This window comes from Pseudomaricurvus sp. ABR4_320 (assembly GCF_056159445.1).
The window spans coordinates 216,552-239,800 of the sequence record NZ_JBSWVF010000006.1; the positions used below are offsets into that span (position 1 = coordinate 216,552).

At 50.7% G+C, this 23,249-nt stretch carries 21 protein-coding genes; 10 read left to right on the top strand and 11 right to left on the bottom strand.

All coding sequences use genetic code 11. The features are described 5' to 3' along the window. Nucleotides 1-20 precede the first annotated feature (20 nt). Entirely contained in the window at nt 21-590 is a 570-nt protein-coding gene (gene ahpC, locus ACXAFR_RS14375) for an alkyl hydroperoxide reductase subunit C (RefSeq protein ID WP_475178387.1), read from the bottom strand. Between the two features lie 134 nt (nt 591-724). On the opposite strand from ahpC, the gene ACXAFR_RS14380 reads away from it, so the two are divergent. Both ACXAFR_RS14380 and ACXAFR_RS14385 read left to right on the top strand, forming a co-directional pair. After that, nucleotides 725-1,651, top strand: coding sequence for a hydrogen peroxide-inducible genes activator (locus ACXAFR_RS14380; protein ID WP_475178057.1), 927 nt, complete (start codon nt 725-727; stop codon nt 1,649-1,651). A 114-nt stretch (nt 1,652-1,765) separates the two neighbouring features. Beyond that, entirely contained in the window at nt 1,766-1,906 is a 141-nt protein-coding gene (locus ACXAFR_RS14385) for a hypothetical protein (protein WP_475178058.1), read from the top strand. A gap of 57 nt (nt 1,907-1,963) precedes the next feature. Here the strand turns inward: ACXAFR_RS14385 and ACXAFR_RS14390 are convergent, their stop codons facing one another. Both ACXAFR_RS14390 and ACXAFR_RS14395 read right to left on the bottom strand, forming a co-directional pair. After that, the gene (locus ACXAFR_RS14390) at nt 1,964-3,280 is read right to left on the bottom strand and encodes a dicarboxylate/amino acid:cation symporter (RefSeq protein ID WP_475178059.1); all 1,317 of its coding nucleotides are present in this window, start codon (nt 3,278-3,280) and stop codon (nt 1,964-1,966) included. 33 nt (nt 3,281-3,313) lie between these two features. After that, nucleotides 3,314-3,592: an HU family DNA-binding protein gene (locus tag ACXAFR_RS14395; protein WP_475178061.1), complete on the bottom strand. Its 279-nt coding sequence runs from the start codon at nt 3,590-3,592 to the stop codon at nt 3,314-3,316. Between the two features lie 177 nt (nt 3,593-3,769). Between ACXAFR_RS14395 and ubiA the strand changes: the two genes are divergently transcribed. The 3 genes from ubiA to phoR all read left to right on the top strand — a co-directional run bounded on the left by ubiA (nt 3,770) and on the right by phoR (nt 6,815). After that, a complete protein-coding gene (gene ubiA, locus ACXAFR_RS14400; RefSeq protein ID WP_475178063.1) occupies nt 3,770-4,639 on the top strand; it encodes a 4-hydroxybenzoate octaprenyltransferase in 870 nt (289 codons plus the stop codon). Between the two features lie 102 nt (nt 4,640-4,741). Continuing rightward, nucleotides 4,742-5,446 carry a phosphate regulon transcriptional regulator PhoB gene (phoB, locus tag ACXAFR_RS14405; RefSeq protein ID WP_475178065.1) on the top strand — a complete coding sequence of 235 codons (705 nt, stop codon included), beginning with the start codon at nt 4,742-4,744 and terminating at the stop codon, nt 5,444-5,446. 1 nt (nt 5,447) lies between these two features. Further along, nucleotides 5,448-6,815: a phosphate regulon sensor histidine kinase PhoR gene (phoR, locus tag ACXAFR_RS14410; RefSeq protein WP_475178066.1), complete on the top strand. Its 1,368-nt coding sequence runs from the start codon at nt 5,448-5,450 to the stop codon at nt 6,813-6,815. A gap of 29 nt (nt 6,816-6,844) precedes the next feature. On the opposite strand, the gene ACXAFR_RS14415 is transcribed toward phoR, so the two are convergent. The 4 genes from ACXAFR_RS14415 to gmk form a co-directional block, all read right to left on the bottom strand. Next, complete coding sequence (locus ACXAFR_RS14415) at nt 6,845-7,228, bottom strand: RidA family protein (protein ID WP_475178067.1); 384 nt, start codon at nt 7,226-7,228, stop codon at nt 6,845-6,847. 14 nt (nt 7,229-7,242) lie between these two features. After that, entirely contained in the window at nt 7,243-9,360 is a 2,118-nt protein-coding gene (gene spoT / locus ACXAFR_RS14420) for a bifunctional GTP diphosphokinase/guanosine-3',5'-bis pyrophosphate 3'-pyrophosphohydrolase (protein WP_475178070.1), read from the bottom strand. A 73-nt stretch (nt 9,361-9,433) separates the two neighbouring features. After that, nucleotides 9,434-9,691 carry a DNA-directed RNA polymerase subunit omega gene (rpoZ, locus tag ACXAFR_RS14425; protein WP_475178071.1) on the bottom strand — a complete coding sequence of 86 codons (258 nt, stop codon included), beginning with the start codon at nt 9,689-9,691 and terminating at the stop codon, nt 9,434-9,436. Nucleotides 9,692-9,856: 165 nt separating this feature from the next. Beyond that, on the bottom strand, nt 9,857-10,483 hold the full coding sequence (gene gmk, locus ACXAFR_RS14430; protein ID WP_475178073.1) for a guanylate kinase: 627 nt from the start codon (nt 10,481-10,483) through the stop codon (nt 9,857-9,859). Nucleotides 10,484-10,747: 264 nt separating this feature from the next. Between gmk and ACXAFR_RS14435 the strand changes: the two genes are divergently transcribed. Next, nucleotides 10,748-11,449: an alpha/beta fold hydrolase gene (locus ACXAFR_RS14435; RefSeq protein WP_475178075.1), complete on the top strand. Its 702-nt coding sequence runs from the start codon at nt 10,748-10,750 to the stop codon at nt 11,447-11,449. An 8-nt stretch (nt 11,450-11,457) separates the two neighbouring features. Here the strand turns inward: ACXAFR_RS14435 and ACXAFR_RS14440 are convergent, their stop codons facing one another. Then, nucleotides 11,458-12,327: a YicC/YloC family endoribonuclease gene (locus tag ACXAFR_RS14440; protein WP_475178077.1), complete on the bottom strand. Its 870-nt coding sequence runs from the start codon at nt 12,325-12,327 to the stop codon at nt 11,458-11,460. A gap of 130 nt (nt 12,328-12,457) precedes the next feature. On the opposite strand from ACXAFR_RS14440, the gene rph reads away from it, so the two are divergent. From rph to ACXAFR_RS14460, 4 genes are all read left to right on the top strand, one after another. Next, on the top strand, nt 12,458-13,177 hold the full coding sequence (rph, locus tag ACXAFR_RS14445; protein ID WP_475178079.1) for a ribonuclease PH: 720 nt from the start codon (nt 12,458-12,460) through the stop codon (nt 13,175-13,177). Between the two features lie 100 nt (nt 13,178-13,277). Further along, nucleotides 13,278-15,365 carry a TonB-dependent receptor plug domain-containing protein gene (locus ACXAFR_RS14450; protein ID WP_475178081.1) on the top strand — a complete coding sequence of 696 codons (2,088 nt, stop codon included), beginning with the start codon at nt 13,278-13,280 and terminating at the stop codon, nt 15,363-15,365. 69 nt (nt 15,366-15,434) lie between these two features. Further along, complete coding sequence (locus ACXAFR_RS14455; protein ID WP_475178083.1) at nt 15,435-16,409, top strand: ABC transporter substrate-binding protein; 975 nt, start codon at nt 15,435-15,437, stop codon at nt 16,407-16,409. After that, nucleotides 16,409-18,736: an ATP-binding protein gene (locus ACXAFR_RS14460; protein WP_475178084.1), complete on the top strand. Its 2,328-nt coding sequence runs from the start codon at nt 16,409-16,411 to the stop codon at nt 18,734-18,736. The genes ACXAFR_RS14455 and ACXAFR_RS14460 overlap by 1 nt, the downstream gene beginning before the upstream one ends. Nucleotides 18,737-18,771: 35 nt before the next feature. Here ACXAFR_RS14460 and ACXAFR_RS14465 read toward each other — a convergent pair whose 3' ends face one another. The 3 genes from ACXAFR_RS14465 to ACXAFR_RS14475 all read right to left on the bottom strand — a co-directional run bounded on the left by ACXAFR_RS14465 (nt 18,772) and on the right by ACXAFR_RS14475 (nt 23,234). Then, on the bottom strand, nt 18,772-19,440 hold the full coding sequence (locus ACXAFR_RS14465) for a hypothetical protein (protein ID WP_475178086.1): 669 nt from the start codon (nt 19,438-19,440) through the stop codon (nt 18,772-18,774). A 37-nt stretch (nt 19,441-19,477) separates the two neighbouring features. Next, nucleotides 19,478-21,487 carry a DNA helicase Rep gene (rep, locus tag ACXAFR_RS14470; RefSeq protein ID WP_475178088.1) on the bottom strand — a complete coding sequence of 670 codons (2,010 nt, stop codon included), beginning with the start codon at nt 21,485-21,487 and terminating at the stop codon, nt 19,478-19,480. Nucleotides 21,488-21,710: 223 nt separating this feature from the next. Next, nucleotides 21,711-23,234, bottom strand: coding sequence for a YifB family Mg chelatase-like AAA ATPase (locus ACXAFR_RS14475; RefSeq protein ID WP_475178091.1), 1,524 nt, complete (start codon nt 23,232-23,234; stop codon nt 21,711-21,713). Nucleotides 23,235-23,249: the final 15 nt, after the last annotated feature.

Below are 23,249 nucleotides of genomic sequence, written 5' to 3' on the forward strand. Positions count from 1 at the left end.
CCCGAACTTCAGACCAGTTTTTAGATTTTGCCGACGAGATCCAGGCTTGGAGTCAGAGTCGCTTGACCTTCTTCCCAAGCTGCAGGACATACTTCGCCATCATGAGTAGCGACGTACTGAGCTGCTTTGACCTTGCGCAACATATCTTTCGCAGAGCGGCCGATACCCAAGTCGTGGATTTCAGCAACTTTGATGATGCCATCTGGGTCAGCCAGGAAAGTACCGCGCAGTGCCAGACCATCTTCTTCAATCATAACGCCGAAGCCACGAGTGATACGGCCAGTAGGATCGCCGATCATTGGGTACTTGATCTTGCCAATGGCTTCAGATGTGTCGTGCCAAGCTTTGTGAGTGAAATGAGTGTCAGTAGATACAGAGTAGACTTCGACGCCCAGTTTTTGGAATTCGTCATAGAACTTGGCCATATCTTCCAGTTCGGTAGGACATACGAAAGTGAAGTCCGCCGGATAGAAGATGAAAATAGACCACTTGCCCTTTACGTCGTCAGTGGTGACAGTAACGAATTCACCGTCTTTGAACGCTTCCGCTTTAAATTCAGGGATTGGGCTGTTAATAATCGCCATTTCAATATCTCCATTAAATTGGTCTGAAAAAATCGTTTTACTGTCTGCTCTTAAGCAGTGGAGCCATAATAAGGGACTTGATACTTCTGTTAAAGTGAATTTAAATTTATCTATCAATCTATTTTTTAGAACGTAAACAAGTGATTACATTAAAACAATTGACCTATGCCCTGGCGGTTGAGAAGACCAAACATTTTAAAAAGGCGGCTGATGAGAGTTCTGTATCCCAGTCGGCACTCAGTACAGCCATTGCTGAGTTGGAAAATCAGTTGGGGTTCCAGATTTTTGAAAGAGATAACAAGCGAGTCTTGATTACCTCCGCTGGAGAGCGGTTTTTGGAACGAGCCCGCGACATCAAGTTGCGGGTAGACGATCTTTATTTGTTCTCGAGAGCGGAGCGAGAGCCGCTTTCCTTCCCGATGTCATTGGGTGTGATTCCCACAATTGGGCCTTACTTGTTACCCAAGGTTCTGCCGGAAGTTCGCCGCTGTTATCCCGATCTGGAGATGCGTATTGTAGAAGATCAAAGCCATGTGCTGGTGGAGAAGGTGAGGTCTGGGGAGTTGGATACCGCGGTTCTTGCGTTACCCTACGGCTTGTCCGGATTACACGCTTTTGAGTTCTGGCAGGAAAACTTCCTTTTAGTCACGTATCCAGACAGCGAACTGGCTGAGTACAAGCGTCTTTCCAGTGATGTCTTGCAAGACCAGCCCCTACTGATGTTGCAAGACGGCCACTGTCTGAAAGACCATGCTCTTGCTGCGTGTAAGTTTCAGCCGGCAGGCGTTAACCGTTCTCTCTCAGGTGCCAGTTTGTACACATTATTGCAAATGGTGGCTGGAGGATTGGGGTCAACCTTTGTACCTGAAATGGCTGTGGACCAGCTGACAGGTGGTAGTCAGGAATTCCGATTGATCGAATTGGCAGAACCTGGCCCCCACCGCAAAATAGCGCTAATTTCGCGTCTGAACTATGCGGGCGCAAATGATCTGATTCTTCTTGGGAAGCTTTTTCGACAACAGCTGGCGCTGACACTTTCTCCGGCTGCCGGCGAAAATAGCGAATAAGTAAAGGGTTGAAGTTCTGAAAAACTGATCATGTTCTTCTGTTTTTAAAGCTGTTGTCGATCGCAGAAGGGATATACATTTCTTTTACCTATTAACCAAGTCGAGGAAATTGAAATGCGCTATATCAGAAAGGTCATGAAAGAGTCCATGTTAATCCAGTGGATTGCGGGTCCAAAGGCGATGCCAATCGTCTGCAACTTCAACGATAATTATTATGGTGATCAAGTCTGTCAGGCAGCAGCGGCCAGAGACTGATGATCGGGAGATCCCTGAGTCCAGGGACCCCCTCTGTGAGCCTCGATGGATGTTACGTCAGTAGAGGCTCTTATCTCTGCCGTGTTCGGTTGGATGCAAGTCACTATCTGCAACCAGTGGCGCTTCGGTTTCGTATACTGCGCGGTTCCACGCTTTTTCGCTTTTGGCGACCATGACGGAGACCATGGAATCGCCGGCGAGGTTAACCGCAGTGCGCATCATATCCAAAAGCCGATCAACACCGATAATCAAGGCGATACCTTCAACCGGTAGACCCACTTGCTGCAGCACCATCGCCAGAGTAATCAGCCCTACACCCGGTACACCCGCCGTTCCTACCGACGCCAGAGTCGCCGTTAAAATGACCATCAGATACCCGGTCAGACTGATGTCAATTTGGTATGCCTGAGAAATAAACGCCGTCGCCACCCCCTGCATGATTGCCGTACCATCCATATTGATGGTTGCGCCGAGCGGCACGGTAAAAGAGGCGATACGTTTGTCGACACCCAGCTTTTCCTCGGCGACTCGCATGGTGACCGGTAAGGTGGCACTGCTGGAAGATGTACTGAAGCCAAAGGCGAGTACAGGTTTGATCTGCCGGAAGAAGGCTTTCACGCTGACTCGTGCCAGTGCTTTCAGGAACAGAGAATAGACACCGAAACAGTGCAGGAAGAGCGCAGCAACGACGGTGCCAAAGTAGAGACTCAGCTCCAAAATGGCACTGGCGCCTAGACCGGCAAATAATTTGGCCAACAGACAAAAGACCCCGTAAGGGGCGAGATTCATCAGGAAATTCACCATATTCATGATGACTTCGTTGATGTCTTCAAACCAACTGCGAATCCGTTCCCCGGATTTGCCGGCGTGAGCGACGGCGACGCCGGTCAGCAAGGCAAAGACAATAACTTGCAGCATATTGCCTTCAGCCATTGCCTCGAAGGGGTTGCTAGGAAAAATATTTACGATAACTTGCTTGAGTGATGGAGCGTCTCCCGCTTCAAAGGTGGTGGCTTCGCCAAGTCCGATTCCTGTGCCTGGTTGAATGACCGTACCAAGAAACAGAGCGATGGAAATAGCGATCGCTGTGGTGCACAGGTACAGCCCCAGAGTTTTGCCCGCCATGGCACCCATGCGGGAATTAGCACCCAGGCCACTGGCACCGCAGACCAGAGATACAAACACCAGGGGTACAACCAACAGTTTCAGGGATTTAACAAAAATTTGTCCGACGCCATCGAACAACCCCATGACCAGGAATTCATTCAGCCAACCACCCAATCCCTGCTCGGCTCCGCCGAACAGAACATTCAGTAGGATGCCGACGATTACGCCGGCCAGCATGGCAATTAATATTCGGGATGTCAGACTCATTCAAACGGCTCTTGGGGTTATCAATTATTGAATTCAGGTGGGATTGACTGCGTCTTTGAGGGCTTTCCCTGGCTTAAAGACGACAGATGTGGAGGCTGGTATTGCGATACTTTCTCCCGTTGAGGGACTGCGACCGGTGCGGGCAGCTCGCTCTCGAGTTGAAAAGCTGCCAAAACCTACCAGAGTTACGGAGTCTTTGCGACTCAGAGCGCTGGTTATTTCTTCTAAAATGGCAAACACCACATCTGAGGCTTTGGTGGTGCTTAGGTCGGTCCGGTCGGCTACCGCGTTTACAATATCACTTTTGTGCATAACTGCTCCCGTAAAGTTTCGGCTTTTGTTATTGTTCGCAGACTTTAATCAATTGCTGTCCTCAGGATAAAGCGTAATTGGCAAAAATTCCGCATCTATCCTTGATCTGTCGCAGCATTGACCCGTAGAAACTCCCGATAACATTCCATCATTATGAAAAATCTGGCCTCGGCTCACATGGAAACTCCATCTCCCGGTTGGCGCGACTATTGGCAATTGATGCGTTTTGATCGACCGATCGGCACATTGTTGTTGCTGTGGCCGACACTCTGGTCTTTGTGGATTGCTGGTTCAGGGCATCCTGATCCCGTGTTGATCGTCATTTTTGTTGTCGGTGTCACGCTTATGCGAGCTGCGGGTTGCGTTATCAATGACTACGCCGATCGCAATTTTGACGGCGCGGTCGAGCGGACCCAGCACAGGCCCATGGCCCAGAAACGAGTCAGCCCGCGACAGGCATTGAGCTTGTTTACGATTCTGGTACTGATCTCTTTCATTCTGGTGCTGTTTACGAATGTTCTAACGATTGCTTTGTCAGTTCCAGCTCTGTTGTTGGCGGCTTGTTACCCGTTTGCAAAACGTCACACACATTTACCCCAATTGGTACTCGGAGCGGCCTTCTCCTGGGGAATTCCCATGGCCTTTGCGGCCCAGAGAGGCTACCTCGACAGCGCCATCTGGTTGTTATTCGTTGCGGCGGTTATCTGGACGGTAATCTACGATACTTTCTATGCCATGGTAGATCGTGAGGATGATCTAAAAATCGGCATTAAGTCGACCGCCATTTTATTTGGTGAGGCGGATCGCGCTATCACAGCTATTTTGCAAGTGCTGTTTATATTTGCCATGAAGCTGGTCGGAGAACGCTTTGATCTGGGTTGGATCTACGAATCGAGCCTGGTGGTCGTTCTCGCTTTGTTTGTTTATCAGCAGTATCTAATACAGTTTCGTGAGCGCAAGGCGTGTTTCACTGCATTTCTCAACAATAATTGGGTGGGTGGCGTCATATTTGCCGGAATCCTTGCTGACTTTTACTGGCTCTGGTGAAACAGTCTTTGCCGTCATGCAATACCTGACTTAAAGTTGTAACAAAAATTTAATCAAAAGGTTATTTAATGGCGGCAACTTATTTTTACAGAGGCAGGAAACATGCCCCAGAAAACCATTCTGGTTGTTGACGACGAAGCCCCAATTCGTGACATGTTGCGGGTCGCACTGGAAATGGCAGACTACCATTGTCTGGAGGCCGCTGATGCACAATCAGCACACAGCATTATTGTTGATCGTAAGCCGGATTTGATCCTTTTGGATTGGATGCTACCAGGTACCAGTGGTATTGAGTTGGCGCGTCGATTGCGTCGCGAAGAGGTCACCTCTGCAATTCCAGTCATCATGCTGACTGCCAAAAGCGATGAGGACAACAAAGTTCAGGGCCTTGAAGTTGGTGCCGATGATTACATCACCAAGCCCTTTTCCCCCAGAGAGCTTGTCGCTCGTCTGAAAGCAGTACTGAGGCGTACCGACCAGACTGAAGCGGTCCCGATCAGTGTGGAAGGTCTGGTGCTCGACCCAATCAGCCATCGGGTCACCATCAATGAAGAACCGGTGCAGATGGGGCCGACAGAATATCGTTTATTGGAATTTTTTCTTACGCATCAGGAACGGGTGTACACTCGCAGCCAATTGCTGGACCATGTCTGGGGTGGCAATGTGTATGTTGAAGAGCGTACGGTTGATGTACATATTCGCCGGTTGCGCAAAGCTCTGCAGCTGGATGATCACGACCGGTTTGTACAAACGGTACGTGGCGCCGGTTACCGCTTTTCGTTGAAAGTTGCTGCAAAAGAAACCTGATTTGGACGCTGGACCTCGTATTACACCGATTCACAATACCTCATCCGAACCGGGCAGTAGTGAGCGCAGCCTGGGTAAGGGCATCGCCAGTGAAGTCACACGGCTGATTTTACTGTTCACGCTCTGCTTGTTGTTCGGACTTGCCTCGGGTTACCTACTCAGCTCCTTATTTCTGGGGATGCTGGTTTACTTTATCTGGACGCTCTGGAATCTACGTAATCTGCACCATTGGTTGATTGATCGTGCGTCGGGGCGGCAGCCTCAAGCCAGTGGGCTATGGGATGATATCTTTTATCTCATTGCCAAATTACGCCGCGAGCAGCAAAGAGAACGTCTGCAACTTTTGGCAACAATTGAGCGAGTACAGCGCACCGCCGCAGCCCTGCCCGATGGTGTTATCCTGCTCAGTAACAACGATACGATTGAATGGTTTAACGAGACCGCGCGGCAAATGCTAGGTTTGCGTCGTCCAGATACTGGCAGTCCACTGTTAAACTTTATCCGTCATCCTGAATTTGTCCGCTATATGCACGCCGGGGATTTCGTTGAGCCCATTGATATGCCGTCTCCAAATTCAAACGGTGCTCGGCTGCAATATCAGGTAACGCGGTTTGGTAAAGGTGAGACATTGGTGGTCGTGCGGGATATCTCCCGTATCTTTAAGTTGGAACAAATGCGCAAAGACTTTGTTGCCAATGTGTCTCATGAATTGCGTACCCCTCTGACAGTGATTCGAGGTTACGTCGGGACGCTCGCCATGAGTCCGGATATGCCCGAAAAATGGGCGAAGGCGGTCGATCAAATGGACGGTCAGTGCACGCGCATGACCAATCTTATTCAGGATCTGATCGAGCTTTCTAAACTGGAAACCAATGAAAGTCTTCCGCGTCATCGATCTGTTCCTCTGACGCCGATGTTGGAGCAGATTATTGCCGATGCAACACTCCTGTCAGCTGACAAAAACCATGAATTTCGCTACAAATGCAATGAAGATATTGTACTTTTGGGGAATGAAAAAGAGCTGCAAAGTGCGTTTTCAAATCTGGTTTTTAATGCGGTCAAATACACTCCGGCAGAGAGCGAAATTACCGTAACCGTGCGCAAGCATCCCCAAGGGCTTATGGTAATGATCAAAGATCGCGGTGATGGTATTGATCCGGTCCATTTGCCCCGGCTTACGGAGCGCTTTTATCGCGTCGACGACAGTCGTGCGACGTCAACGGGAGGTACCGGATTGGGCCTGGCCATCGTTAAGCACGTGCTCTTACGTCATGGCGGTCGTTTGAATATCCGTAGTCGCAAGGGGAAAGGGTCTACGTTTACCTGTATTTTTCCGGTTCAGAAGATTGTCGAGCAGGTTACAGAATAAAGAGTACCTGCTCAGTAGCGTGAGCCGGTTTAGATGACCATAATGGCGTCAGCTTCAATTTGCGCCGCTTTTGGAAGCTCTTTAATGCCGACGGCTGCACGAGCGGGATAAGGCTCTTCGAAATATTGGCCCATCACTTCGTTAACCAGTGGGAAGTTTGACAGGTCCTGCATAAAGATCGTCAGTTTCACGATGTCTTTCAGATCGCCGCCGGCTGCGTTGCAGACCGCCTGCAAATTTTTGAAGACTTGGTGTGCTTGTTCAACAAAATCGTCAGATACCATTTCCATGGTTTCCGGAACTAATGGAATTTGTCCGGAAATATAGGTGGTATTGTTGACCTTTACGGCTTGAGAATAGGTGCCGATTGCCGCTGGAGCATTCGGGGTGCTGATGATGGCCTTGTTGGTCATAATGGTCTTCCAAGTTAGCTTTTACTACGAATAATGCGAATCACAGAGGGAACAGATCTCAGCCTCCGCATAATGGTGGCCAAGTGAACACGATTGGCGACCCCCAGAGTAAACTTGATCACACTGTTGTGTGCGTCGCGCTCATCAACGTTTACCTGTTCGATATTACCTTTGAGTTCTGCGATACGCGTCGCCAGAGATGCAATAATGCCTCTTTCTGACTCAACTTCAACCCGGATTTCTGCCAGAAATTCCCCGCTAATATCCGGAGCCCAGCGCACGCTGCTGATTTTTTCCGGATTGTCTCGTACATCGGCGATATTGCGGCAGGTGTCTCTGTGGATCACCAATCCCTTGCCAGCACTGACATGGCCAATAATCGGATCGCCGGGTATGGGGCGGCAGCAGCGGGCAAAGTTAATGACGAGGCCCTCAGCATTGCTGATGACCAGCGGCGCATAAATGCTAGCGCCTCGGGTTTCCGTTTCGCTGGTATCGACCAGAAGATTGGATAAGGCGTGGGAATTTCGATTGCCAAGGCCAATCTCCTCTAATATCGCGTCTAGCGAGGGCGCGCCGGCCGCGGCGATCAGTTCCTCGATCTGGTCATCGGTCAGTTTGTTAAAGTCGAGACCAATTTCGTGCAGTGAACGGGAAAACAACCGTTTACCCAGCTCGATCGATTCATGATGGCGCTGATTTTTTAGGAAATGGCGAATCGCGCTGCGAGCCTTGCCTGAGGTGACAAAATTCAACCAGGACGGGTTTGGCTGGGCGCCAGGAGAGGTGAGTATTTTGACCTTTTGGCCGCTTTGTAAGACCTGAGAAAGGGGAGCCAATCGATCATTGATACGACAGGCCACGCAATGGTTGCCAATGTCTGTGTGCACGGCATAAGCAAAATCCACCGGTGTCGCGCTGGCGGGCAACTCCACAATTTCACCTTTAGGGGTGAAAACATAGACTTCGTCTGGAAACAGGTCGATTTTTACGTTTTCAATAAATTCGAGAGAATCTCCCGCTCGCTGTTGCATCTCCAGCAGACCCTGGATCCATTGACGGGCTCTGGCACGACTGCCAGACGCGACTTCTTCACTGCCATCAGATTTGTACAGCCAGTGAGCGGCAATGCCTGAATTCGCCATTTCATCCATTTCTTTGGTGCGAATCTGCACCTCGATAGGGACACCATGCATGCCAACCAAAACCGTGTGCAGTGATTGGTAGCCATTGGCTTTTGGGATGGCAATGTAGTCTTTAAATTCTCGAATGACAGGCTTGTACAGATTGTGAACTGCGCCGAGCACCCGGTAACAAGTGTCTACATTTTCGACAACGATTCGAAATGCATAGACATCCATGATCTCTTTGAAAGATTTCTTTTTGGCGCGCATCTTTTGATAGATGCTGTAGAGGTGCTTTTCTCGTCCGATGACCAGGGCGCTGATATTTTCCCTTTCTAATCGAAACTCGATCGCATTCTGAATTTTCTCTACCAGTTCTTTGCGATTGCCTCTTGCCGCTTTGAGTGCAGTTTGTAAGCGCTCACTTCTTAGTGGATGCATCGCCGCAAAACCGCGATTCTCTAGCTCAAGACGGAGATTGTTCATGCCCAGTCTTTGGGCAATAGGTGCGTAGATCTCTAAGGTTTCTTTCGCGATGCGGCGTCGCTTTGCTGGAGCAAGGCTACCCAGGGTGCGCATATTGTGAAGTCGATCAGCGAGCTTCACCAAGATGACTCGAATGTCCTTGGCCATCGCCAAAGCCATTTTCTGAAAATTCTCTGCCTGCTTCTGGGCCTGGTCTTCAAACTCAAATTGGGTGAGCTTACTGACTCCATCTACCAGCTCTGCAACGGATTCACCAAACTGCTCCGTCAGGGCCTCTTTACTGATGTTGGTGTCTTCAATAACGTCGTGCAGCATGGCGGCCATCAGGCTCTGATGGTCCATGTGCATACCTGCCAGGATATTGGCTACTTCCAGGGGATGGCTTACATAAGGTTCGCCACTACGCCTTTTCTGGCCTTCATGGGCCTGTTCGGCATAGTAGTAGGCGCGTTTGACGCGATTGATCTGCTGGGAATCCAGATAGGAAGAAAGCCGGTGGCTGAGGGATTCCAGTGTTTGCATCAGTTGGGTTTACGGTGGCACTGGCTGCGCCGGGTTGTGGATCCCCGATGCCCGGCGCGTCGGTGCCAGCCGATTACATCTCCAGGGCAGAGTTGTCGATCAGCATATCGTTGAATGATTCAGGCTCTTCTTTTTGAGTCAGGATGCTGGCGTCGATGAGACCTTCTTCAATCTCACGCAGCGCAAGTACGGTAGGTTTGTCATTTTCAATTGGGACCATTGGATCTTTGCCGCCGGTGGCGATCTGTCGGGCGCGTTTGCTGCCAACCAATACCAGTTCAAAACGGTTGGCTACGTGGTCGAGACAATCTTCAACGGTAATTCTTGCCATAAGAAAATGCTTCCAGATAAAAAGGTTAATCTACCCACGAAAATCTTTGGAACGCCTTGCAGACGGAGACACTTAATCGTCAGAATTTCCGGGTTTAGTCAGTGAATTTTCAATAATTCGCCAACACATGCTCATATTTTAGGAAAAGCTTGTCAGTCTATCTATTTAGTTAGGTCTGGACAAGAGATTTTCAAGGAGTGTTTTGTTGAGGCGTTGCTGCGCGGCCAGTTCCAGACGCTGACTGCGCAAAATCGACTGTAAGTCCAGGACCGCTTCACTAAAAACATCATTGATAACCAGGAAATGGGCTTCGCCAAAGTGGGACATTTCACTGATGGCTTCTTCCATGCGAGCCGCAATGATAGAAGAGTCGTCCTGTCCTCGGCCGGTGAGTCGTGTTTCAAGCGATTGCAGCGACGGCGGCAGAATAAAGATGCTAATGGTATCGGGCAGTTGCGAACGAACCTGCTGAGCACCTTGCCAATCGATTTCGAGAATAACGTCTTCGCCGTTGTCCAGGTGTTCGTTAACCCAGTGTGTCGAGGTGCCGTAGCAGTTGCCGAAGACTTCGGCGTGCTCCAGGAAATCGCCGGATTCAACCATCGTGGCGAATTGCTCGGCGTCGACAAAATGATAATTGACGCCGTCCGTCTCGCCGGGTCTTTTTGGTCTGGTGGTGTGGGAGACAGAGACCCTCACATTTGACATGGATTCCACCACAGCATTTACCAAGCTGGTTTTGCCTGCCCCTGAGGGGGCTGAAACGGTATATAACGTGCCGCGATTTTGCATAGATTTCCGACGATCGGGCGACGGGATCCTTTTGAGAGTCCATCGCACGGCTGATTTTTTGGGGTCGCGTAGTGTAAATGAATATAGCGGAGATTGCGCCCCATTAGGCAAACTATGACGAAAAAATGATCAGTCTTTGCTCAATTCTTTTAGCAGCGATACTGGAGGATCGGGTTGTCGCGATTTTGTGCGTCTTTATCTCGACAAGAACACCCGTTATGGTGCGCCAAAGATGTTACAGGCTCTGATGTTTTTGGTGATGGAATGACTACACGTACGACGAACCTTTTACTGGTTCCCGGTTTTATGCTCGATGGGGCCATGTGGGATGCGTTGGAAGCCTTCTTGCCGGCAAGCTGGATACTGACCCGGGCAAGCTTGCAAGGCGATACTATCCCGGCAATGGCCAGGCGTATTGTCGACCAGGCGCCGCAGCGCTTTATTTTGGTTGGTTTCTCTTTGGGTGGGTATATTGCCCGTCAAATAGCGGCGGACTTTCCCGATAGAGTTGAATCCTTGGTGATTATCGCGAGTTCTTTGCGTGAAGACACTGAACGTCAGGCAGAAGAAAAGCGGCGGGCGGTGCAGGCTATGTCTGCCTCGACCTTCAGAGGTCTCAGTCGGCGCACCGTTGCACCTTCACTGCATTCAAGTCGCTCTCAAGATACAGAATTGATTGAGCAGATTCGAGCGATGAGTCAGCGCTTGGGTTACGAGTCGTTTGCACGTCAGTCGGGTCTGCGGCGTAGTGGAGTCCCGGCTGCAAGCATCCAATGCCCGACGCTGGTCATTGGCTCTCCAGAGGATAAGCTGCGCTCTTCGGAGGAAGTTAAAGAAGTCGCTGACACCATTTCAGGCAGTGTTTTGCGATGGATTGACCATTGCGGCCATATGATTCCTCTGGAGCAGCCACAAATTTTGGCGGATCTACTGATCGATTGGGTAGAGGGGAAGGCCTCTAACTAGGTATCGCCTTATTCAATATTCTGAATCTGCTCTCGCATTTGTTCGATCAGTACTTTGAGTTGTACTGCGGCGAGGCTGGTTTCAGAAACAATTGACTTGGAAGACAGAGTATTAGCCTCTCGGTTAAGTTCCTGCATCAGAAAGTCCAGGCGCCGACCGATACCGCCTTTTTGTTTCAGCGTGTGGCGAACCTCTCCCAGGTGCGTATCGATGCGATCCAACTCTTCGGCAATGTCCGCCTTTTGAGTGATATAAAGCAGTTCCTGCTCCAATCGGTTTTGATCAACTTCCATTGCGAGCGTATTGAGTTTGTCCACTAACCGCTGGCGCTGTTGAAGGAGTATGCTCGGCAGCTGTAGTCGAATGTCGGCGACGGATTCGCTAATGGCGACGACTTTTTCTTCAATGACCCCCATGAGCTGAGTGCCCTCGCGCTGACGATGGGCGATCAATTCTTGCAGGACGGCGTCGAACAGGGCGGACGCTTCTTTCAGCAGCAATTCGCGATCGAGTTCGTTGTCGCGAATAACGCCGGGCCACCTCAGCACCTGCACCGGATCTACCTTTGCCGGGTTTTTCAATGTACTGGTCACTGCGTCCAGTGCGGCGGCAAGTTCGGCGACCAGATTGGTGTCCAGCTGCAATCCCTGAGGGGCGCTGCCTTTATCGGGCAGCCAGGCGAGAATGGCTTCAACTTTCCCTCGCACCAGATTTTTGCGAAGTTTTTCGCGCAATCCAGGTTCCAGTTCTCGCAGAGTGTCCGGCAGTCGGAACTGCAATTCGAGGTAGCGGTGGTTTACGCTGCGTAATTCCCATACCAGGGTGCCCTGGGCAAGGGTTTTCTCGAGCCGGGCAAAGCCGGTCATACTGCGAGGCATATACGGATTCCGTGGCATGTCAATTTTTAGAATAGCTCAGCATGGTAACACAGGCTTCGTCAGAGTTATGGGTATAATGGCACTTTTGACATCGGCATCCAGCCGGCTAGTCGGACGATAAGGGTAGGTTATGCAAAGGTTATTGGGGCGTAAGCCAGATGAGCTTCGAGCGATCACATTTCAACGCAGCTTCACCGCGCATGCGGAAGGTTCTGTGCTGGTTTCTTACGGTTCAACCAAGGTGATCTGTACCGCCAGCGTCGAAGAAGGTGTGCCGCGATTTATGCGTGGAGAGGGGCGCGGCTGGATTACCGCTGAATACGGCATGTTGCCAAGGGCGACCGGCAGTCGCACTGACCGAGAGGCGGCGCGGGGTAAGCAGACCGGGCGTACCGTCGAAATTCAACGTCTTATTGGGCGCTCTTTACGAGCAGCAGTTGACTTAGATCAGCTGGGTGAAGTCACCATCCGTCTGGATTGCGATGTGATTCAAGCCGATGGTGGTACTCGCACGGCTTCCATTAGCGGCGCCTGGGTTGCATTAGCGGATGCGATAGAGCACCTAAAAGCCCGCGGCGAATGTTCCGGGGAACCCCTTCAGCGCGGAATATCGTCCGTTTCTGTCGGAATCTGTGAGGGCAGCGTTTTACTGGATTTGGACTACAGTGAAGATTCGACCGCAGAGACTGACATGAACATCGTTATGGATGATTCGGGCGGCATTATTGAAATTCAGGGAACGGCAGAAAGAGAACCCTTCACGGAAGAACAGTTTTTGGCGATGTTAGCTATGGCTCGCAAAGGAAATATTGACATTCAGGCGATGCAAAAAGCAGCACTGGGCCTTTGAGAGCTAAGCGTTAAACGAAAACGAATGAGGCGAGACTGAAGTGAGGAAAAAGGGGGTAGCAGAGAGACGGCACCGGTGCTTTCTGCAAAAGAGTTACTCCGTGGCGTTGGCGGCAGGGCTGGCGCCAACGGCGGTGGTCCAAGGTTATGATATCTCTGAACAGGCCTGGATGGGGGATATCCCCAAGGTCGTTTTTGCAACACGACAGGAGCAGAACATTACTAGTGCTCCGTCTTCTGTCACCGTGATCACTCGGGAAATGATTGAAGCGCAGGGGGTGTTGAATTTAGCTGAAGTTTTCAACCTGGTGCCTGGATTTCAAGCATTTTACTCCAATGGCGGTACGTTTGGAGTGACTGCTCATGGGTTCAGTGATCGCGACCCCCACCGCCTGGAAGTTCGAGTTAATGGCCGCTCTGTCTACCTGCCGCAGAAATCTTCCGTCGCTTGGGAGTCCATCGGTGTATTGCCTGAAGATGTAGATCACATCGAAGTGATCCGGGGCGGCAATGTGCCTGCTTATGGCTCGAATGCCATTATGGGAGCTATCAATATTGTCACTCGTAATCCAGTAAAAGAAGCTGGCGGCTCGGTGAACGCAACTGCTGGAGGTATTGGTACACGCAATATCAATGGCCGCCAGCAGTTTACCGTTGGTAATACCGATATCCTCGTTCGCGCAGCGCACAAACAAAACGATGGTTTTAGCAAGTTTGACGATGACGTCAATATTGGACACTTGGTGGTCAGTGGCGTTTACACTCCGTCGCTGACCAGCAGTCTGGAGCTTGAGGTGGGGTCCAGTGGCGGTGAAATTGGTATCGGTGATACGGACCACCCGGATGAATTTGTTGATGAAGAGCGACGGGCCAGTTGGCTGAACGGAAGCTGGCAAACCTCTACCGAAAATCAACAGGTAAAAGTGCGGGTCTCATACACAGATTACAATTTCGAAAGCTCTAACAAGGTGAATCTGTCGGACATCATTGCAGAGTATTTTCCCAGCCAAGTAGAGGCCTACCTGCAATTGCTGGGTGGTGAGCAGCAATTGGAACTGAATGAAGGACAGCGGGATTTTTCCGTAGCCGATGCAGAATTTGAACATCATTATACGTTTGATGAATGGCAGGCGATTTGGGGGTTGGGTTTCCGTCGAGACTATCTTGAAGGCTCGCGCTACATTGATGGCGGAGAGGTGGATTCAGAACTCTATTACCTGTTTGGCAATGTCCAGTGGTCCCCTACCTTGAGTACCGAAATCAACGCGGGATTTATGGTAGAGAAAAAGGATGGCCTGGATCCTGAGGTGTCTCCACGATTGGCGTTAAATTATCATTTCAATGAGCAACACCATGTTCGAACCAGTGTGACTCGCGCTTATCGTCAGCCGTCATTACTGGATTCTGATATGAACTGGGTGATTCGTTTTGAAGACGGTGGCGTCGCCGATTTGGTGCAAAAGTCCGACCCTGATAATGGCTCTGAACGCACTGATACCATTGAGCTGGGATATCTAGGCTATTGGCAAGACGGTGACTTATCTCTAGACGTTAAGTTGTTTCGTGAAGACGTTGAAGATGAGATCTCAAAGTTTGATACCCGCTACGGAGATTGCGCTGCAGACAATACTGGTGATCCAGAGCTTTTGAGAGTGACGGCAGCCTACTGCCCAAGTTTCAATGTAGATGGTGTCGAAGGTGATGGTGCAGTCTTTAATGATCGGGTACGAGTCTACGCGAACAATTCAGACTGGACAGTATCCGGTCTTGAGGCTCAGGCAACCTGGAAGATGACGGCGGACGCCTGGATTAGGGCCTCATACGCTTTTCTGGAGGCCGAGGGTAATATCGATCGTAGAACGTTTTCGCCGCCATACCGTCGCCAGCACGATCCAACGAGCGTTCCACAACATTCTGGCAGTCTGCTGTTTGGGTATCATTTCGCAGAAAACTGGCGATTTGGAGCGTATTATCACTACATGGAATACATCAACTGGCAGAATGCGAGTCGCGTGGAAACACATGATCGAATTGATATCAATTTGGCCAGAAGCTGGAACGTGGGGGGGAGTCGCTTAGACGTCGCGTTGAGTTTGCAAAATTTGCTCGACGATGGTTACATCGAATATCAGGCCGGAAATGAGATTAATCGGCGGACCTTTATTTCCGTCAGTTATTCATGGCCCTGATAACTACTGATAAGAAGAGAGGCTCATAATGGATTCAGAGAGCCCTGGTCGGCAGTGAGCGTCAATGGAATGAAAATAGCGCCAGTTATTGCGCCGCTTTTGTTGTGCTTGTGTTGCGCCTTTCCTCTGCTCGCCAATCCAGCGGACGTGGTTGGCGACAAGCGCAGTATACGAGTGCTGCTCAGTGGCAATGAAGAAATCTATGAAAGTACTTACACCGCATTGGAGGCATTGCTTGGGGAAGAGTTTTTTGTAACAAATGAGCTGGCCTCCAGTTGGGATCCCAGGCTAGAAAGTCGTATTGCTGAAGATCGCCGGCCGGAACTGTGGATAGCCGTTGGATCCGTCGCCACAGAGAAATTGGTAACGGCGGACATAGAGGCTCCGGTGCTGAGTGTTCTTATCCCCTCAACGACATTCGCTGAGATTGTGGCCAAATTTCCTAAAGCTGCCGAACGGTTAGCGAATGGCCTACTTGGCGCAATCTTTATGGATCAGCCGCCGGAGCGGCAATTGCGTTTGGCAAATCTCATTCTGCCCTCTCTGGGTTCAGTCGGAACAGTGTACGACCCGGATTCCAAACCCCTGGTGGATCAACTGCAACTGTCGGCAGATCGGTTGGGCATCCACTATACCAGTCAGCCTCTCACGCCGAATGAAAATCCCCTTGCAACGATTCGAGCGCTCTTTAAATCTGTCGATCTCGTGCTTGCCATTCCGGGAAAAAACAGCTTTAACCGCAATACGGCCAAGTGGTGCATTTATTTAAGTTACCAATTCAATAAACCTTTACTGGGGTTTTCCGAAGAATATGTTCGTGCTGGTGCGCTAGCGGGGGTGGTGTCGCGCCCTGCGGACCTCGCATTACATGCGAGTATGATCGTGCAGGATTTCTTTAAAGCGGCGGCAATGGCTCTGCCTCCGCCAGCGTTCCCACGGTTCTTCGTCGTCTTTGTTAATCGTGAAGTCAGTAAACATTTGCGCGTAACACTACCTTCGGAAAGAGACCTGGAGTCAGACTTGCATCAGCAGGAGAACTCCTGATGGATCAGGGCATACGACTCAGAGTTCTTGCAATCACTCAGCTGCCGTTGTTTTTGCTCGCCGGCGTGTTGGGTTATGTTTTTATTAGCGCGCGTATCGATGACGCTCGACTTGAGATGGAAAACCTTGCCAATCGCTATGCTGATTATCTGGCCGTCGCCAGTGAGCTGTCTGTAGCTGCCGGAGACAATGTCAAGCTGAGTCAATTTGCTGAAGATCAGCTCAATCATATGGGGGTGGCCACAGCGTTGGTGTTTGTCGATTCCGATGCCCGCATGTTGGCGGTGGCGGGTGACCCATCGGATGCCGCAGCTGTACTTGCCTGTATTCAAAACGATGAACATTGCTACAACATTCGTGATCGAATGCCGTTTCAAAAAGATATCTATCTGCGAGAAATTGACGTCGGTAGCAATCCAGAGTGGGGGGAAAACGACAGCAGTGGCTCACAGACGTTAATCGGGCGATTGGCATTTACTTTCGATACTGCACAGTTGGCCAGCTTGCAGCAAAAGATGCTGAAAGATGGTCTCTGGATTACCATCATTGCCGCTTTGGTTGCTGGTGTTCTGGCGATCTATCTCGCGAATGGCATTACCCGCCCGATCGTCAATCTCTCCCGCGTCGTCAAAGATATTCGGCAGGGGAATATGAATGCTCGGACCAGTCCTTCTGGCCGCGGTGAGTTGCTGAAGCTGGAGTTGGGTATTAACGAAATGGCGGCTCAGGTTGAGCAGTCAAAAGAAAGTTTGCAATTGAAAGTGGAAAAGGCCACCCAAGAGCTGTTGCAAACACTTTCACAGTTGGAAATGAAAAATAAAGCTCTGGAAGAAGCTATCCAGCGCGCTGAATCAGCGGGTAAAGCGAAGGCACTATTTCTTGCGCGTATGAGTCATGAGTTGCGAACACCACTGTCTTCCATCATTGGTTACCTTAACTTGATGAAGAACTCGGCAACAGAGTCTCAGCGCAATGAGTACAGCGATGTACTCACTCAAGCATCTAAAGTATTACTGACGACGATTGACGATATTCTCGATTTTATTCGCCTTGAAGAAGAGGACGTCAAACTTGAAAAGTTACCCTTTGATCTACGTAGCTGCCTGAAAAATGTCACGGCAATGCAGGCTCCTGCAGCGCGGGCAAAAGGATTGGATCTGCGTTGTAAAATCGATACCAGTGTCCCTGGTTGGGTATTAGGGGACGAAGTCCGGTTGGCGCAAATTATTTCTAATCTGCTCAGTAACGCGATCAAGTTTACCTACCACGGTTACGTAAAATTGCGGGCGACAGCGTGTTACCAGAGCACGCACAAAGCGCAGCTGCAAATTCAGGTTATCGATACCGGTATAGGAATTCCGAAAGATAAACAGCACCAACTCTTTAAGCCTTTTGTTCAGGCTGAGGACGATATTTCTCGACGATTTGGTGGCAGTGGACTGGGATTGTCGATCGCCTATCGACTGGCACGTAGTATGAACGGTGATATTCAGTTGGAAAGCGATGTTGGTCAGGGCGTGGCCATCACTGTGAAAGTCATGGTTGAGCGCACTGATGCTCGACCAGAGCCTGAGCCGCTAGAGCGCCTGCCGACAAATTTAGAGTTGCCAGCCTCCTGTAGCGTACTCGTGGTCGAGGATGACCAGTTGAGCCGCCGCTTGATCGAACTTCAGCTGAAAGAATTTGATCTGGATGTGACATCGGTACCCGATGGCGAGATGGCTTTGAAGGAGGCTCAGAGCAAGACTTTTGATTTTGCGCTTATGGATGTCCACATGCCTGGGATGGATGGCGTAAGTTTGGCGCCAGCTCTTCATGAGTTGCAACCAGCATTGCGTGTTTATGCATTAACAGCCAATGTCACTGGTTCGGAAGAAGAGGCACTGTGCGCGGCGGGCGTTCGTGCGATTCTCTACAAACCCTTGTCTGTGGATAAAATTCAAGGCCTTATTGATGATCGAGAAGCGCGGGCACCGGGTGGCGAGCGAACGGTCATAGGCAGTGAGTTTCCGTTGACTCAAGACGCAAACCGAATTGAGGCCCCTCGAGGTATTAAAACGTCGGAAGTGGTCGCTGAGCTCGTCAAGCTCATGGATGAAATCAGCACGGCTTTGGCGCAGGACAGTTGGGAAAGTGTGGCACAAAGCGCACATAAACTTTTAGGCACAGCAAGGCTATTCTGTCGGGGGCCAATGTTGGAAATTGTGTCAGCCATCGATCGGGCTGCGAAGGATCAAGATGCATCCACATTGCATGAGGGATTGGAGTCCCTACCGGGCATTATGGACTTTCTGTTAAGTCGAGAAGCGGTTGCTGCCAGGCAATAGCACGCTGGCAGCAGAGTCACCGAAGAGATGTAAGGCTATTCGAGTGGCTTGTCGACGGAGTTGAGTGGAATATCGTCCATACTTTTGCGAAAGTGCAGGTTGTCTTCTGTATTAAAAACCGATTTATCAATATCCACTTCCATGTACTTTACTCCCATTGCCAGCAATCCAGCGGGGGCACCTTTTACGGTCATCTTTAAGGATGCAGTTTCTCCCGGTTTTAACGTTTTTGGCTGGGGAGAAATATCGACGACTGGGTAGGTCTCGTCGCGACTGTCGGAGACCTGAATCAAATTAAAATGGCCAAGCTTTAAATCAACGGGCGCTTTAGCATGTTGGGAGACAGCGATCTCCAGTTTGAAATGTGTTTGAGCTTGGTAGCGAGTGCTTTTATTAAGCTTCTCTTTGTAATATTCCATAGATGATTCGCCAAGGCGTACATCCAGAGAGCTGGTGCGTATCTGTTCTGGTTTAACCTCTGGGGCGTTGCCATCGTATTCCCAAGAGCCGTCTTCTTTCAGACGTACGCGGCTGCCATCTTCCAGGGTGACAAATTTATCCTTGCTTTTATACTCCCAGGTGCCGTCTTCCTTGAGAATGATCTCGCGGCCGTCGTCAGCGACGCCGGCTTGTTGAGCTAGTGCATTTGTCGCAAGCAGGGTGGTGGCAATTAGAGCGGAGGTGGTTACGATGATCTTTTTCAAAATAATATCCTGATACGGGTATGTCGTTGGCGTCGTCTCAAAGGCTGTTTAACAGGCTGTCTAGAGTTTGTCGACCCCGGTCTTGATTGACCTGCGGACTGTCGGAACCGAAGCCTTCCCGCTCAACATCTTCCGCTGGCAGTTCTTCGAGGAAGCGGCTGGGAGTGGTTTCCATGATTTCACCATATTGTTTGCGTTTGTTGGCCAGCGTCATGTGTAGCACTTTCTTGGCACGAGTGATGCCCACATATGTTAGGCGCCGCTCTTCTTCAATATTGCCTTCTTCAATGCTGGTTCGATGGGGAAGCAATTCCTCTTCCATTCCGATCATAAAGACATAGGGGAATTCAAGTCCCTTTGCGGCGTGCAGCGTCATCATTTGTACCTGATCCAGATCGTCCTCTTCTTCGGATTGACGTTCCAGTAGGTCTCTCAACATCAATTTGCTGAGGGCCCCGGCAAGCTTGTCTTCATCGTCCTCGTCACTTTTTTCCATGGTTGTCTGGATCGAGGTTAATAAGTACTCGATGTTTTCCCAACGTTTCTCTGCCATACGAACGCTGGAAGAGTTTTGCTCCAGCCAACCGCGGTAATCCATTTCATCCAGCATTTCTCGCACTGCCGCTAACGGTGTAGCTGATCGGCAGTGCTCGGAAACCTTCTCGATCCATCCGGCAAATTGTCGTAAGCGCACTAAGTTTTTTTCTGGTATACGGCTTTGCAGACCGAGCTCATCACAGGCGGGCAACATGGATATACCTCGGTCGGAGGCGTATTGACCCAGGGTTTGGAGCGTCGAAGTGCCAATCTGTCGACGAGGCGTATTGACCACTCGCAGAAATGCGTTGTCATCTTCTGGGTTAACCAACAAGCGCAGGTAAGCGATGAGATCTTTGACTTCGGTTTTGCCGAAAAAGGACGAACCTCCGTTGATGCTGTAGGGAATCTGCATTTGCTGCAGCTTGAGTTCAACCAGCCTGGATTGAAAATTACCTCGATAGAGAATGGCAAACTCTTTAAATCGGGCTGAGCGACTGTGGTGCTGAGAGAAAATCTCGGTGGCGACGCGTTCCGCTTCTGCATCTTCGTTGGCACAGCGAATCACTTTAATAGGCTCGCCGAGGCCCATGTCACTCCAGAGTGCCTTATCGAAAACGTGGGGATTGTTGGCAATCAGATGGTTGGCGCATTTGAGTACCCTGGCTGTCGAGCGATAGTTCTGTTCGAGCTTGATCACGTTCAGATTTGGGAAATCATTTTGCAACAGCGCCATATTTTCAGGCTGTGCACCACGCCAGGCGTAGATGGACTGGTCATCATCGCCCACCACGGTGAGCCCCGCGCGTCCGCCAACGATCGTGCGCACGAGTTCGTACTGGCTGGAGTTGGTATCTTGGTACTCATCAACAAGCAGGTAACGGATTTTCTTTTGCCAGCGCTCCAGAACGTCTCTGTTGTCCCTCAAGAGTACGACCGGCATAAGAATCAGGTCGTCAAAATCGACCGCATTGTAAGCTCTGAGCGCCGTATCATAATGCTCGTACAATCTCGCAATACTGGCTTCACCCTCGCTCGCTGCGCGACTTAAGGCTGCGGCGGGAAGCAACATATCGTTTTTCCAGCGTGAGATCTGATGCTGGGCGATATCGAGGAGATCGCCATCGGCATCACCGTCGCGCAGCATCAGCTCTTTCATGAGGCTGCGGCTGTCCTCCGCATCGAAGATGGAAAAGCCGTCTTTCAAAGGTAAGTTTTTCAGCTCCTTACGCAGCAGATTCAGGCCTAAATTGTGGAAGGTTGAAACGATCAGGCCGCGGCTGTTTTTACCTTTGACCAATTGCCCAACACGCTCTTTCATCTCGCGCGCAGCTTTGTTGGTGAAGGTCACCGCGGCAATATGCTTGGCCGGCATGTCGCAGGATTCGATGAGATAGGCAATTTTGCGGGTGATCACGCTGGTTTTGCCGCTGCCGGCGCCCGCCAATACCAGGCAGGGTCCGTCAATATAATGCACCGCCTCGTGTTGGCGATTATTGAGCTTGGCCATGAGTCATTCGGAGTTGTGAAGGTGTGGTGTAAAGGCAACCACACGGGAATATCAATGTGCTTTTAGTCCCGGGAGGATGGCGAAGCAATGACAAGTCGCTGAATCTCTGTCCGCAGACCCTAATGTAGTTCACATTCTGCGCGGGGGAAAATGATTGCAAAAGCCATCGAGTAAGTCGAGTCTTGTATTTTCTGGAAAAGCATTCCCGTGGTTAATTTAGCTCTCAGGAGTTGCGGCGGTCCAGGCGTCGATAGCCAATGGCTTCCAGCAAATGATTCTTCTGTAAATCTTCAGACTCGGTCAGATCTGCGATGGAGCGAGCCACCTTAATGATTTTGTGCAGCGCGCGTGCTGATAGGCCCAGTCTCGAAACCGCCTGCTCTAAGAGTTGTTGATGCGGTCTGATGAGTGGGCAGATTTCTTCAAGTTCGGCGCTGGAAAGTTGTGCGTTGAGTTTTCCCTGGCGTTGTAATTGTCTGTTTCTAGATACTGCGACGCGCTCTCGAATGTCAGCAGAGTGTTCTCCGTCAGGTGCTTTGAACAGGTCGCCGCTGGGTAATGGCGGAACAGGCACTTGAATATCGATACGATCCACGATCGGCCCGGAGAGACGTTGCCGGTAGCGCTGTATTTGGTCTGGTGTACAGCGACAAGGATTATCATTGGCCGAGGCGCCGGCCCCTAGATAGCCGCAGGGGCAAGGGTTCATGGCGGCAATTAACTGGAAGCGGGCTGGGAACTCGACTTGAAGGTTCGCGCGGGACAGGCGTACGACACCGGATTCCAAGGGTTGGCGTAATCCTTCCAGGGTGGCGCGACTGAATTCCGGCAACTCATCGAGAAACAACACACCATTATGTGCCAATGAAATTTCACCAGGTTTGGGATAACTGCCTCCTCCCACGAGTGATACGGCAGATGCACTATGATGGGGCGAAATATAGGGGCGCCCAGGATAGCCTGTGATGGAATGGTGACTGTGGATGGATCGCAGCGCGGCGACTTCTATCGCCTCTGCCGGTGTTAAAGGCGGAAGTAAGCTGGTTACTCGGCTCGCGAGCATGGATTTGCCGGTTCCTGGGGGGCCGTAAAGGAGCGCGTGATGGCCCCCCGCTGCGGCAATTTCCAGCGCGCGCTTCGCTTGTTGTTGCCCTCTGACATCACGCATATCAGAGCTATCTACTGGAATGGCCAAAGGAATCGGCTGCGAAACAACCATATGCTCCAGAGGCTCTGTGGGGTTGGCGATCTGCTGGCATAAGCTGAGTAACGAGTTCGCCGGTATCAATTTTATGTCCGGGGCTAGACACGCTTCATCGATGTTTTCTGAGGGGCATACCAAACGCCGTTCGGCAGTGCTGCACGCGAGAGCGGCTGGTAGCACACCGTTAACACTTCGCAATTCGCCAGATAGAGACAGCTCTCCCAGGAATTCAACCTGCTGCAAATGTTCAGTAGGAAGTTGTCCTGACGCGGCGAGAATGCCCAGGGCAATGGCAAGATCGAATTGGGTTCCCGTTTTGGGAAGGTCCGCTGGCGCGAGGTTAATGGTTATTCTTCGTGCAGGAAATTCGTAGCCGCTACTTAATAGTGCACTGCGGACCCTTTCTTTGCTCTCTTTGACCGCAGTCTCGGCCATTCCCACGATATTCAGCGCGGGCAAGCCGTTGGTTAAGTGAACCTCTACGGTGACGAGAGGAGCGTCGATACCAATATTGGCTCTGGTATAGAGCTTTGCCAGCGCCATCACAAATCCCTTTAA